The organism is Nocardia miyunensis NBRC 108239, from assembly GCF_001613065.1.
GTDB classification, from domain to species: Bacteria; Actinomycetota; Actinomycetes; order Mycobacteriales; family Mycobacteriaceae; genus Nocardia; species Nocardia miyunensis.
Map to the genome: position 1 here is coordinate 49,785 of NZ_BDBQ01000084.1, position 12,794 is coordinate 62,578.

Here is a 12,794-nt window from a genome sequence, read left to right on the forward strand (position 1 = left end):
GACCAGGAGTTTGTGACAGATGGCGATGAGTCCCGGCACCATCGTCGGCGGGTATCGGATCGAGCGAGTGCTCGGCGCGGGCGGTATGGGCACGGTATATCTGGGCAAACATCCGAGCCTGCCGCGCATGGACGCGATCAAGGTGCTCGGCACCGAGCTGTCGGCCAATGCCGAATTCCGCGGACGATTCGAGCGCGAGGCCAATCTGGCTGCGGGACTGGATCATCCGAACATCGTGTCGGTCTACAACCGCGGCGAGGAGGACGGGCGGCTCTGGATCGCGATGCAGTACGTCCAGGGCACCGACGCCTCGGCCGAGTTGTCCCGGGACCGGCACGCCATGACGCCGCTGCGGGCGCTGCGCATCGTCACCGAGGTCGGCCGGGGCCTGGACTACGCGCACCGGCGCGGCCTGCTGCACCGCGACGTCAAACCGGCCAATTTCCTGCTGTCCGCCACTGACGGCGACGACGAGGAACGGGTGCTGCTCACCGATTTCGGTGTCGCCAAATCCACCGAGGACCCGGGTGAGCTGACCGAGACCGGCAGTTTCGTGGCCACCATCGCGTATGCCCCGCCGGAGCAGTTGCAGGGCGATCCGGTGGATCACCGCGCCGACATCTACAGTCTCGGCTGCGCCTTCTACAAGCTGCTGACCGGCCAGAACCCTTATCCGGCAATGCAACCGGCGATGGTCATGATGGGCCATCTGTACGAGCCGCCGCCGCGGGCGACCGCCCTGAACCCCGGCCTTCCCGAGGCCGTCGATCACGTCTTCGCCCGGGTGCTGGCGAAGAATCCGGCCGATCGGTTCAACACCTGCCGCGAATTCACCGACGCGGCCACCGGCGCCCTGGTGCCCGGCTACCGCCCGGTGCGCACCTCCACCTCGCCGACGTATCCGATCCAGGTGCCCGGTCAGCCCTTCACCGACCCGCGCGCGAATATCTCGGGTTCCTATACCGCACAGGGCAATTCCGCTCCCAGGATGACGAATTCCGATCCGGGAGAACGGGATCTGTCCGCGCTGCTGGCCAAGCCGCCCGGTCGCCGCCGATGGCTGATCCCGACGGTCGTCGGCGTGGTCGTGGTGGCCGTCGCCGCGGGGATCGGGATCTGGGCGAACAGAGGCGACCAACCGGTCACCCCCGCGCCCACGACCAGCGCAGTGGCAGCGCCGAATTCGGTGGCCGAGGCCGAACAGCAGAACCCGGCCTTCGCCGGGAAGACGATCACCATGGTGGATGTCACCGACGACGACAAGGTCGCGATCTATCTCGGCGGCACCCCGCAGACCGAATTCCTGCAGGGGCTCGGCTTCGTCTACAACCTCAGCTACCCGAAGCAGGGCAACCAGACCTCCCCGAAGCCGATGAGCGACTACGACAGCCTCAATGCCGCCGACGGCAGCTACATCCTCGCCGTGCGCAGCGACAAGGCCGCCGGCGGCGGCGGTCTGCTCGGGCTGCCGTACGAGATCAGCACGTCCAAGGCGACCGTGATCCCGCTGGACGATCCGACCGCGGTGTCGGCCATGCGGAACTGGGGAGCCGATTCGGAGAAGACCGAGTTGAGCAAGCTGGTTCCGGTGTTGCACAACCACATTCAGTGACACGCCCGGATCACAGCGCGTAGAACCCCTCGCCCCACAGGGTTTCCAGGCGACGGAAGTAGTCCTCGTATTGCGCCGCGACGACATCCGTGGAGAAACGCCCGACGGCGTAATCGCGGATCGCCTGATAATCCAGCTCGTCGACCGCGTCCGCGGCATCGCAGAATTGACGCAGCGAACGGCATCGGAATCCGGTGACGCCCTGTTGCACAGTCTCGCTGAACGCACCCCAGTCGGTGGTGATGACCGGCGTTCCGCACAGCATCGCCTCCACGTGCACCCCGCCGAAAGGTTCCAGATACAGCGAGGGCACGAAAACCGCTCGGGCCCGGCTCATCAGCTCACCGCGCCGCGCGTGTCCACGACGCCGACGTACTCACCGAACTCCGGCGGCGTTCCGGCACCGGCGATCACGAGTTCGCGGCCGAGGGCGCGACAGGTGTCCACGGCGATCTGATAGCCCTTGGCCTCGATCAGCCGGCCGATGAACAAGTAGTAGTCGTCCTTCTCCGCGGAGAACGGAAAGTCCGGCACGTCGAAGTAATTGGGGATCACCGCGTCGAAGAATCGGCCGCGATCGCTCATGATTCCGGGCAGTGTGGTGTGCGCGCCGTGCACCGCGTGCATCCACGCATAACTTTCGAACACACGGTATTTCGCGAACACGCCGCTGTAACCGATGCCGAATTCCACCGTCATCATCTCCGGCAGCGCGGCGCCGATCGCCTCCTGGCAGGTACCGCCGATGATGCACAGGAAATCCCGCGGCTTCGCCCGTTCGGCGATCGCCGCGACGGCCCGGCCGTTCGTGATGACCCAGTGTTTGTCGTTCTTACCCCAGGTGATGTTGATCGGGCCTTCGAAGAAATCGTTGTTGTCGAACCATTCCCGCTGTTCGTCCTTGGTCACGATGGTGATCAGTTCGGTGCAGGCCGCCTCGTTCTCCTGCGAGGCGTACAGGAACACCTCGTGGCCCAGTCCGGACATCATGTCGCAGAACCGGCGCACTTTCTGGGTATAAGCACATGGCGAATACGACCGAGTGGTCTGCGTATGCGGCAGATTGACGACGTGGAAACGCATCGTGGACACTTCAGCTACCCGACCAACTCTCCCGTGACGACGTGCCGAACGCTACCCTACGGCGGCCCGCTCATCCGTCCCACGAACGGCGAAGTGGGTGCGGCGGACAAACTCCTGTGGCTCCCGCGCCGCGCGATTGGTAGGGTAAAGCGGCAGTCATGCCCGTCATGTGGGTACAGCGGCACCTCGGGGGAAGGAGAACATACGCTGTCACAACGCGCGATGCTCGCCGCAGGGGTGATCGAGCGGCCGAATCCTTCGCGCGGAGCCGCGCTTCGGGCCGTTCCGGCCGGACTCCATTGCAGGTAGGCAGGGAACCGAATCGAGGCATGCTGCGTCCAAATACCTGTAGGCGTTCGAGTCCCGTCGACACGGCGGGGTTCGCACTTCCGGTCTCCGGACCGGGCTACATTTAGCCATTGAGGTGTAGGGGAAGGAGGGTCCGGATTCGAGGCCGCGGCGGTCTCGACTGCCCCTGGTACCAGAGCCGGTTGCTCCGACAGCACGGGCGGGATGACGTCCACTTCATGACATCTCGCGTCACGTGAGCACACCAGATCGGCTTCATCGCCTGGGGGGTGCCCTTCATACTTGGGCAGAAGTAGATGGAACCGAACGGACGTCGTACGCGTCCAACCAGACATACCGACACGACAGACGACCGTCGTGGATCGTTGACCCGAGAGGAGCACACTGTGGCTGGCAAGCTCGAAGCCAATGTCGATCAGATGAACACGTTCTCCAAGAACATGGAGGACCAGCACCAGAAGCTGATCACGCACATCCAGTCCACCAAGGCGGATCAGGAGCAGACCACCGCCAGCTGGAGCGGTCAGGCGCGTTCCGCCTTCGACCAGTTCATGGAGCGCTACTACGAGCAGGCGCAGGCGATGAACAACAAGCTGTCCAACACGGTCGACAGCCTGATGAAGACCGCCGACAGCTACTCCAAGCAGGACGAGGAATTCCAGCAGCAGATCGCCAAGCAGAACTCCAGCCTGGATCTGCCCGCCATCTGATCCTGCCCGGCTCACACACGTTCGGGCTTCGAAGATCACCACGTTCAAAGGAGCATTTCATGGCCGCCAACGATCCCTCGCGGATTTCCGCCAACTTCGGCGATGTCGCCGCAGGTGCCGACGCGTTCATCAGCCGCGCCCGCAACCTGATGTCCGACCTGGAGGATTTCCACAAGCAGGTCACCGACTTCGTCACCAACCACTGGCAGGGTGACGCGAACGAGGCGTTCTCGCAACTGCAGTCGCAGTGGAACCAGAACATCATGCAGCTGAACACCACCCTGCAGGGTGCGGCTCAGCTCGTGCACACCGGCAACTCCGACCTGCAGTCTCGCGACTCCTCGCTCGCGGGCCTGTTCTGATCCGAGTTCTCGCAGCTGAGCCCCGGCGAATATCGCCGGGGCTCAGTCGTTTTCGCAACGACGCACCCGCACCGCCGACGTTCCGCATCCGGATGTCCGGCGACGATCCGGTAAGTAGCCGCACACCGCACCGAGCGATATGTTCTACGGCATCACCCGAATCACGTAGAACACCTGGGAGTTTCACGTTGCGTCGCCGATCGAGGATTCGCACCGTCGTTGCGGCCGCGGCCACCGTCGCCCTGGCCGCGATGTCGGTCGGCACGGGTGCGGGAGCCGGCTCGGCCGATCCGATCATCACCACCGAACATCTGCTGGCCTCCCCCACCGCACCCGACGGGTCGAAGATCGGCGCGTACTACATCCGCGACGCTCGCCACCTCACGCTGCGCGTGCATTCGGCCGCGATGAATCAGGACATCACCGTCGAGGTGCAGCGTCCACCGGACGCCTCGGCCCCCCGGCCCGTGCTGTATCTGCTCAACGGTGCGGGCGGCGGGGAGGATGCGGCGACCTGGCAGCGCAATACCGATGCGCTGCCGTATCTCGCCGACAAGAACGCCAACGTCATCGAGCCGATCGGCGGCGCGTGGAGTTATTACACGGATTGGCTGAAGGACGATCCGGTGCTGGGCCGCAACAAGTGGAGAACCTTCTTCACCCGGGAGCTGCCCCCGCTGATCGATGCGGCACTGGGTACCAACGGCGTCCACGCCATCGCCGGTCTGTCGATGGCGGGCACCTCGGTGCTGGCCCTGGCCATCGCCGAACCGGGTCTCTACCGCAGCGTCGCCTCCTACAGCGGGTGCGCCCAGACCAGCGATCCGCTCGGGCGCCAGGTGGTCAAGACCGCGATATCGGTTTGGGGCGACGGCAATCCCGTCAATATGTGGGGCTCGGATTCGAGCCCGCTCTGGGCGGCGAACGATCCGTTCGTACACGCCGATCGATTGCGCGGTATCAACCTGTTCCTGTCCTCGGGCAGTGGCCTGCCGGGCCGGTACGACACGTTGAACAGCCGTTTCCTGCTGCATCCCGGTCCGGTGTCGCTGGCGAATCAGCTCTTGGTGGGTGGTCTGCTCGAGGCGGGAACCAATGCCTGCACGCACAACTTGCAGAATCGCCTGAACCAGCTCGGCATCCCGGTCACCGTCGACTACACCGCCACCGGCACACACTCCTGGGGCTACTGGCAGGACGCGCTGAAACAGTCCTGGCCCACCCTGGCCCAGGGGCTGGGTCTGTAACTCCGATCAGCCGCAACCCCCTGATGGCCGAAACGGAGACCTCCGGCCCGCAATCGGCCTGCCCGACGTCGGCGATCACAGATCAGCGGGGAGACAGGCAGTGGTACTCGTCGGCTCGGGATCTCCCGCGCTCCGAGACGGCCGAGCCGACATCCCGTGCGAGTCGCCCCTCGGTGGTTATTCGGGGAAGAACTCCGGGTCGGGTTCGCAGGTGACGTCGGCGGCGGGGAGGGCGCCGGTGCCGAGGTAGGTGTTGACGTAGTCGTTCAGGCACGGGCTCAGGCCGGGACGGAAGGAGCCGTGAATTCTGGTGTGGGCCAATGTCACCAGGCGGGAGCCCGACAGATCGCGGTGTAGCGCGAGACCTTCCGAATAGGCGGTGCGGGTGTCGTGGGTCACGGCCAGAATCAGTGCGGACGTCGCGTTGCGCACCTTGGTCGGGGGTTCGATCGGATCGGGCCAATAGGCGCAGGCGGTGATGTTGTTGGCGAACGCGCCGAATACCGGCTGAGTCGGCCGGGCGGCCTCGATATTGCGGTAGTACCAGGCCGGATTCCGAGGTGCGGCCACATCCCCGCACATCACCGCGGCCATCCCGGACGTCTCCGGCGGGGCCGAGGCGCTGACCTTGGATTTGAGTTTCGACACGTCCAGCGGTTTCCCGTCGACGCCGTCGGACAACAAGCGCACGACGTCGGCCAGATTGGCGTTCATCTTGGGGTTCGACAGCAGGGCGAGCAGCATTATCGGCACGGTGTGTTCGTCGACCAGATATCCGGAGCCGAGACTGATCACCGGATGCGCTGCCGCACGGCGGATCAGGTCCTCCACGAAGGCGCGCACCTGCGGCGCGGTCGTGCCGAAGTGGTACCTATCGTCGTGCCGGGCGGCCCACGCCGCCCAGTCGTCCAGGGCGTACTCGTTGATCGGGCCCATGTCCTGGTACATCCCGACCCAGTAGCGATCGGGATCCACGGGACTGTCCAGAACCATCCGGTCGGTTTTCGACGGGAACATCTGCGTGTACACCGCACCCAGGTAGGTGCCGTACGAAGCGCCGTAATAGTTGATCTTGTCGACACCGAGCGTCCCCCGCACGACGTCCATGTCGCGGGCGGTGTTCCGGGTGGTGATGTTGCGGAGTTTGCCGACGTCCCCGGCCAGACAGGACGCGGCCAGCACGGCGGCCAGGCCGGTGTCGCGGGCATAACCGAACAGGTCGAATCCGGCCGAGAACAGCATCGTCGGCAGCGGTATCGCGCAAGCCACCGGATCCGAGCGGCCGACACCGCGCGGGTCCATGCCGATCAGGTCGTATTGCGCACGCACGTCCGCGGTCATCGACTTCTGCACACCGGTCATCGTGCGCAATCCCGGCCCGCCGGGCCCGCCCGGATTGGACAGCAGCACCCCACGCCGCCGCGCCGGATCGGTCGCGGCGATCCGCGAGATCGCGATGGTGAGCGTCCGGCCGTCGGGGTGGGTGTAATCCAGCGGGACGACAACTCCCGCACACCGCGCACCCGCCGCGTCGAGTGCGGCGTCGTGACAGGGCTGCCAGTCGAGCCGCTGCCGGTAGAACCGGTCCAGCGGATCCTGCGCCTGGGCCGGACCCGCGACGAGTCCGGCCACGAGCACGATCCCCATCATCGAAACGAGCCAGCGAAACCACCGTGTCGGCATCGGCACCAGCACTCCTCGCAGAAAGCACCCCTGGGCAAACCTCATCTAGAGGTACAGGTTCTTCACTCGGCATGCGGGAAGACGCGCCCGGCGCGCCGCAGAACGTCAGACGACGCGGCCGGTGAATGCGGCGAGTTTGTCGAGAACGGGAGTGTCCTGGGCGATGGGTTGCTCGTCGTCGAAACGTCCGGCGCGGGAATGCTCGGCCATCTGCACCCTGATGTACGCGAGCGACTCCTCGACCAGATCCTCCGGCAGATCGGCACGGATTCCCGTGGCGCGGGCCAGGTCCCAGCCGTGGGTGAGCAGATCGGCCATCCTGATCCGCAACCGCCCCAAACCGGTGGCATCGCCCAGCGGCCCCGAGAACGTCTTGTCCAGCACCCCGGGAGCGCCGAAGGCGGCCGTCACCGCCGCGGCGGAGGCCCGGTAGGCCCCGAGCGGATCGGTCCCCAGATGATCTTCCCGCTGATCCGGCATCGGACCGCCGTCGACCAACGCCGCGAACAAGAGATTCAGCCCAACCAGATGCCGCACCACATCACGCACCGTCCACTCGGTACAGGGCGTCGGCGCGTCCCACTGCTCCGGTTCGATTTGCGCGATCAACTCGCCCACCGCGTCGAAGGCCCGCCCGAGGTCGGCGACAGGATCCGATGTCATAACCTGACCCTATGACCACTCCCACCACCGGTAAACCGGGATAGGGGTCGATCGGCCCGCGATTGCGCCCGTGTCGGCGGATCGGCGTGCCTGCGAGGGGCGCCGGAGGTGATACGGTCCCGGAATCTCCGCCCCGGAAAGGGGTGTTCGTGCCGGGTATGGTCGGTTGGGCCGGGTGTGGTGCCCTGCGCTCACACGGACGAGGACGGCCTTGGTGAAATACATTCCGCGCCTGATCATATTTCTGGCGATTCCCGCGATTCTGTTCGCTCTGCCGTGGTGGACCGTGATCGGGGCGGTCACGACCGGGACCGCGTTCTGGGTCGGCACGGCGGTGTTCCTGCTCGGATACCTGAGTCTGCCCGCCGGGATGTTCTTCGGGCACGGGCCCGCGCAGTCCGATACCGCGTCGATCGTGGGCGACACGCTGCTCGGGGTGATGTGGGTTTTCTTCACCTGGTCGGTGATCGGGAATATCGCCGGTCTGGCGCTGGCCGTGGCCGGGGTGCACGATCCGGCGCGGTCGCGGATCGTCGCGGTGGGTGTGCTGGCGGTGACGGCTGCGCTGGTCGCGTGGAGCATTCGCGAGGCGCGGCGGGTGCCGCGGGTGCGCGAGGTCGATGTGCCGATCCCGGGACTCGGCCCCGGCCTGGACGGACTTCGGCTGGTGGTGCTCACCGACACGCACTACGCGGCGCTGAACCGGCTGCGCTGGTCGCAGCGGGTGGTCGAGATCGTCAACGCGCTGCAACCCGATATCGCCTGTCACGCAGGTGATCTCGCGGACGGTTCGGTGGCGAAACGGCATCCGCAGGTCGATCCGCTGGGCAAGGTCGATGCGCCGCTGGGCCGGTTCTACATCACCGGCAACCACGAATATTTCGGTGACGCACCGGGTTGGCTCGAGCACATGACCTCGCTCGGCTGGCAGCCGCTGCGCAATCAGCACGAGATCATCACCCGCGGCGGCGACCGTCTGGTCATGGCGGGTATCGACGATCCGACCGGAACGGGACTGGCCGGGCACGGGCCGGATCTGCCCGCCGCCCTGGCCGGCGCCGATCCGCGGTTGCCGGTCGTCCTGCTCGCGCATCAGCCCAGGCAGGTGGCCGATGCGGCGAAAGCCGGTGTCGCCCTTCAGATCTCCGGACACACCCACGGCGGACAGATCTGGCCGTTCCACTACCTGGTCCGGCTCGAACAACCGGTCGTCGCCGGACTGAGCAGACACGGCGAGCACACCCACCTCTACACCAGCCGCGGCACCGGATTCTGGGGCCCGCAACTACGCCTGTTCGCCCCCAGCGAGATCACACAGCTCACACTGCGCTCTGTTTAATTTGCCTCCGCTGCGCTGCGGCGGGCCGCGGCCCCCAAGGGCCGCGACCTCGGAGTCGGCGCTATCGAGGGTGGGCGGAACGCTGTGACCTTATGACGCGCCGCGGCTTTTGGAGTTGACATACGGAGTGGGGGAACTCGGTGAGTACGGTCTTCGCGTGCTCGGCTCCGGCACCGCGCTCATGGCTGTGGCCGACGGGCTTCAATTTCGCCCCGGCGGACCGCGGCCCGAGACGCGACAGCGGGTCCGGAACTCCGGACCCGCTGTACTGTACGAGATTCTGTTGTGTCTACAAGTTCCGGGGAATCGGACTGCCGCAGTGCGGGCCCGCCACATGGTAGGGGCCGATCGATCCGATCGGCCCCGGCGTCAGTTCCAGCGGGACTGTGCGCGGCGCTTGACCGCCGGTGAGGCGTGCGCGTTGGCCATCACCTCGAGATCCTCCAGGAAGTTCTCGACGCTGTCGGCCTTGGCCTGCAGGGTCGCCACCTGCTGACGCACCCTCTCCTCGGTGCGGTCGAGCATATTGGTGACGAGCTCGGCCTGCAGATCGCGCACGAGCTGCCGGTGCAACTGGGCGATCTGATCGCGGCCCTGCTTGCGCACCCGCTCGACCTCCGCGGTCGCGGCCTCGCGCATCTGCGCGATGATGTGGTCGGCATCGGCGCGGGCATCGGCGCGCATCCGCTCGAGTTCGACCTGCGCCTCCGCCAGAGCGTTGTCGTAGGACCGCTTGGCCTCCTCGAGCCGGGCCGCCGCCTTGCTGCTCTCCTCGAGCTGGCGCGCGATGGTGTCCTGGCTCTTGGCCATCATCCGTCGCAGCGGCGGCAGGATCCACTTCACGAAGACGAAGATGATCACCACGAAGCCGAACAGCTGGCTGAAGAAGACGGGCCAGTCGAACGTAATGTGATAGGGCCCCTCAGCGAGCACACCGCTGGTATCCATCATGAAGTAGCCCGTCCCCTTCGCTGGCCGGAGCTGGTGCCGGCGTGCCCTTCGTCGCGACCGACCACGCGATCGGCCAGGGACTGCGACAGCGGCTCGACCGCCTCACGCAGTTCCGCGGCGACCTGGTCGGCCTCGGCCCGCAGTTGCGCCGCGGACTCCGCGACGATGTTGTCCGCCTCCTGCTGCGCTTCGCCGCGCAGCTGTTCGAGGATGGACCGTCCTTCGGCCCGTGCCTCGTTGCGGATGTCGGCGGCCTCGGCGCGTGCCTTTTCGAGCGCGGACTCATATCTGGCCTGTGCCTCGGCGAACGTTTCCTTGGCCTCTTTGTTGTTCGCCGAGGTCTGATCGACCCGCTCCTCGCGCTCCGTCAGGACCTTGCGGATCGGCGGAACGACGAAGAACCAGATGACTCCGAGCACGATCAAGAAGATCAGCAGTTCGGCGAAGAAGGTTCCGTTGGGAATGAGGAAGTTCCCGGCGGCCTCCACATCGGTTCGCGGAGACATCACGTATTACTTACCGGGAGTGGCGAATACGAACAGCGCCATGAAGGCGAGGTTGATGAAGTACGCGGCCTCGACCAGACCAACGGTCAGGAAGAAGTTACCGCGCAACCGGCCCTCGGCCTCGGGCTGCCGGGTCACACCGTTGATCAGCGCGGAACCCGCCAGGCCGTCACCGATACCGGCGCCGATAGCGCCACCGGCCATGATGATGCCGCCACCGATGAGGGCACCCTGGACGATCTGAGCGGTTGCTGGATCTGCCATTTTCACTTCCTGTTCTCGAACAGTTACTCCGACCGGCGGCGCCGATCAGTGGTCTTCGTGCTCCAGAGCCATCGACTGGCTGAAGTACAGTACGGTCAGCAGCGAGAAGATGAACGCCTGGATCGCTCCGACGAACACATCGAACATCTTCCAGATTGCGTTCGGCCCCCAGCTGATCCACACCGGGAACAGCGTGATCACCGCGACCATAACGCCGCCGGCGAACATGTTGCCGAAGAGTCGCAGCGAGAGCGACAACGGCTTGGCGATCTCCTCGATGATGTTGATCAGCACCATCGGGCCCCATCCGGTGTGCCCCTTCAGCAACTGCTTGAAGTGGCCGCCCAGCCCGCGCCGCTTGATGCCCGCGCCCTGGTAGAAGACGAACACGAACAGGGCCAGGGCGTAGACGAAGTTGACGTCCGAGGCGGGCGGCGACACCAGTTCACCCTCGCCGTACTGGACCGGCAGCACCGAGAGCCAGTTGGACAGCAGGATGAAGGTGAACAGCGTGACCGCCAACGGCAGAACGAACGGGGCGACCCGCAGGCCGATGCCCGATTCCACCTGTTCGCGCATCTGCACGGTGACGGTCTCGAAGAACAGCTGTACACCGTTCGGCACGCCGGAGGTGAGTTTGACACGCAGGATGATCGCCAACACGATCACGATCAGCGCGGCGACCGACGTCGAGACGATGGTGTCGACATTGAAATCCATGCCGAGGAAATGTGCGACCGCGTGGTCGCCGACCTTGATCTTGGCACCGGCATCGGCAAGCGGGAGTTCAGACCGGGCGATCGAACTCGGGATACCGGTCAACGAGGCGTGGATCGTCATGACAGCTGGCGCATCGCTTTCCACTCGGGCAGGACAGTGTGAAGAACCAGGATGACCTGGAAGAGGGCCAGACCGAAGAAGACTCCGATGCCGTTGGGCCGGGCGAGGTAGGCCACCAGTATCGACAGTGCCGTCAGTCCGAACAGGCGGACCGCGGATGATAGCAGCAAGCCCTGCTTGCTGGGCGTCTCCGAGCGAATCTGGTGGGTGATGAACTTCCAGGTGAGCTGAGCGTTCAGCCAGCCCAACCCGAGTCCGATGCAGATGAACGTACCCAGCAACAACCGGTCAAGCGGACCCGCTACCACCAGAGCCAGCACACCGAACGCGGTCGCAACATAGGCCGCGCGGCGTATCCGGAGTCTGTCGACATTCACTGTGACACCGCCTCGCCGGTCGTCCCACCTCGTAGTGGGTCATGATTGTCCGTCAGCTTACACATACTCAACGACGTTGCGTAGCAACAATTTTGATCTTCGCACAGATGATCTTGATATGGCTCGGAATCGTGTCGGGACAGCTCTACAGCGATCCCCCAGCTAACGGGACAAATGGCCCATATCCGGCAAATCGGTGTGACGCAACACTATCCGGCGTCGGTCCGGCAAAACCGGCGCCACGCCATTATGAGGGAGGGCTTTTCGGCGGAATGTCGCAATACAAACATGCGTTTCGGGGCGGGACCGGGCTACCCGGACGCGGATTCGGCGTCAACATCGGCCGCCGCCGACACGTGCGGGACCGCTGGCGCGCGACCCCCGCATCGGCGAAGGTGAGTGGACGATCGCCGGACCGAGAGGCGGCACCATGCCGGAATCCACGACCGCGCCCATCCCCCTGCGCGAACGCGGGAAGATCCTGTGGCTGCTCGCACTGCCGGGCCTGCTGTACTGCCTCGCGCCCTTCGTGGCCAACCGCATCGAACCGCGCGTGGCCGGGATCCCCTTCCTCGTCGTCTATTTCCTCGTCGTGACGGTGCTGACCGGGCCGGTCGTCGCCCTGGTGGCCCGGTTCGATCCGGCATATCGCACGGGTGCACCGGAATACGTGCCCGCCGACGAGAACCCCGCGCAGCCGGACCAGGGCGCATGAGCGAGCTGTGCACGGCGTACTCGACCGCGGGGCGAGGCGCGGTCGTGAACATGGCGCAGCGGACCCTCGCCGCCGGACATCAGCGTCAGCGAGGTGGAGTTGTGAGCCGAGCACAGCAGAGTCCGCCTTCGAC

At 65.6% G+C, this 12,794-nt stretch carries 15 protein-coding genes; 6 read left to right on the forward strand and 9 right to left on the reverse strand.

Annotated elements, in window-relative coordinates; translation table 11 throughout:
• Positions 1 to 19 precede the first annotated feature (19 nt).
• Complete coding sequence (locus NM2_RS33785; RefSeq protein WP_067677431.1) at positions 20 to 1,612, forward strand: serine/threonine-protein kinase; 1,593 nt, start codon at positions 20 to 22, stop codon at positions 1,610 to 1,612.
• A 10-nt stretch (positions 1,613 to 1,622) separates the two neighbouring features.
• On the opposite strand, the gene NM2_RS33790 is transcribed toward NM2_RS33785, so the two are convergent.
• Positions 1,623 to 1,949: a glycosyltransferase gene (locus NM2_RS33790; RefSeq protein ID WP_067677433.1), complete on the reverse strand. Its 327-nt coding sequence runs from the start codon at positions 1,947 to 1,949 to the stop codon at positions 1,623 to 1,625.
• Positions 1,949 to 2,704: a glycosyltransferase family protein gene (locus NM2_RS33795; protein ID WP_157121476.1), complete on the reverse strand. Its 756-nt coding sequence runs from the start codon at positions 2,702 to 2,704 to the stop codon at positions 1,949 to 1,951. Before NM2_RS33795 ends, NM2_RS33790 begins: the two co-directional genes overlap by 1 nt.
• A gap of 686 nt (positions 2,705 to 3,390) precedes the next feature.
• Between NM2_RS33795 and NM2_RS33800 the strand changes: the two genes are divergently transcribed.
• The 3 genes from NM2_RS33800 to NM2_RS33810 all read left to right on the forward strand — a co-directional run bounded on the left by NM2_RS33800 (position 3,391) and on the right by NM2_RS33810 (position 5,323).
• Positions 3,391 to 3,714, forward strand: coding sequence for a WXG100 family type VII secretion target (locus NM2_RS33800; protein WP_067677437.1), 324 nt, complete (start codon positions 3,391 to 3,393; stop codon positions 3,712 to 3,714).
• A gap of 59 nt (positions 3,715 to 3,773) precedes the next feature.
• The gene (locus NM2_RS33805) at positions 3,774 to 4,076 is read left to right on the forward strand and encodes a WXG100 family type VII secretion target (protein ID WP_067677439.1); all 303 of its coding nucleotides are present in this window, start codon (positions 3,774 to 3,776) and stop codon (positions 4,074 to 4,076) included.
• Positions 4,077 to 4,327: 251 nt separating this feature from the next.
• Positions 4,328 to 5,323 carry an alpha/beta hydrolase gene (locus tag NM2_RS33810; protein ID WP_067677487.1) on the forward strand — a complete coding sequence of 332 codons (996 nt, stop codon included), beginning with the start codon at positions 4,328 to 4,330 and terminating at the stop codon, positions 5,321 to 5,323.
• Positions 5,324 to 5,500: 177 nt separating this feature from the next.
• Here the strand turns inward: NM2_RS33810 and NM2_RS33815 are convergent, their stop codons facing one another.
• Together NM2_RS33815 and NM2_RS33820 are read right to left on the reverse strand one after the other, a co-directional pair.
• Positions 5,501 to 7,006: an alpha/beta fold hydrolase gene (locus NM2_RS33815; protein ID WP_067677489.1), complete on the reverse strand. Its 1,506-nt coding sequence runs from the start codon at positions 7,004 to 7,006 to the stop codon at positions 5,501 to 5,503.
• 105 nt (positions 7,007 to 7,111) lie between these two features.
• Positions 7,112 to 7,669: a TIGR03086 family metal-binding protein gene (locus NM2_RS33820; RefSeq protein WP_067677441.1), complete on the reverse strand. Its 558-nt coding sequence runs from the start codon at positions 7,667 to 7,669 to the stop codon at positions 7,112 to 7,114.
• A 214-nt stretch (positions 7,670 to 7,883) separates the two neighbouring features.
• On the opposite strand from NM2_RS33820, the gene NM2_RS33825 reads away from it, so the two are divergent.
• A complete protein-coding gene (locus NM2_RS33825) occupies positions 7,884 to 9,008 on the forward strand; it encodes a metallophosphoesterase (RefSeq protein ID WP_218026047.1) in 1,125 nt (374 codons plus the stop codon).
• Positions 9,009 to 9,377: 369 nt separating this feature from the next.
• Here the strand turns inward: NM2_RS33825 and NM2_RS33830 are convergent, their stop codons facing one another.
• From NM2_RS33830 to NM2_RS33850, 5 genes are all read right to left on the reverse strand, one after another.
• A complete protein-coding gene (locus NM2_RS33830; RefSeq protein WP_067677445.1) occupies positions 9,378 to 9,959 on the reverse strand; it encodes a F0F1 ATP synthase subunit B family protein in 582 nt (193 codons plus the stop codon).
• Entirely contained in the window at positions 9,956 to 10,465 is a 510-nt protein-coding gene (locus tag NM2_RS33835) for a F0F1 ATP synthase subunit B (protein WP_067677447.1), read from the reverse strand. Before NM2_RS33835 ends, NM2_RS33830 begins: the two co-directional genes overlap by 4 nt.
• A gap of 6 nt (positions 10,466 to 10,471) precedes the next feature.
• Positions 10,472 to 10,729 (reverse strand): F0F1 ATP synthase subunit C, encoded by a 258-nt coding sequence (locus NM2_RS33840; RefSeq protein WP_040819136.1) that lies wholly within the window; start codon positions 10,727 to 10,729, stop codon positions 10,472 to 10,474.
• A 45-nt stretch (positions 10,730 to 10,774) separates the two neighbouring features.
• The gene (atpB, locus tag NM2_RS33845; protein WP_245718341.1) at positions 10,775 to 11,449 is read right to left on the reverse strand and encodes a F0F1 ATP synthase subunit A; all 675 of its coding nucleotides are present in this window, start codon (positions 11,447 to 11,449) and stop codon (positions 10,775 to 10,777) included.
• 116 nt (positions 11,450 to 11,565) lie between these two features.
• Positions 11,566 to 11,946, reverse strand: coding sequence for a hypothetical protein (locus tag NM2_RS33850; protein ID WP_040819135.1), 381 nt, complete (start codon positions 11,944 to 11,946; stop codon positions 11,566 to 11,568).
• 430 nt (positions 11,947 to 12,376) lie between these two features.
• Between NM2_RS33850 and NM2_RS33855 the strand changes: the two genes are divergently transcribed.
• Positions 12,377 to 12,661, forward strand: a complete 285-nt coding sequence (locus NM2_RS33855) for a DUF3311 domain-containing protein (RefSeq protein ID WP_067677450.1) — start codon at positions 12,377 to 12,379, stop codon at positions 12,659 to 12,661.
• Positions 12,662 to 12,794: the final 133 nt, after the last annotated feature.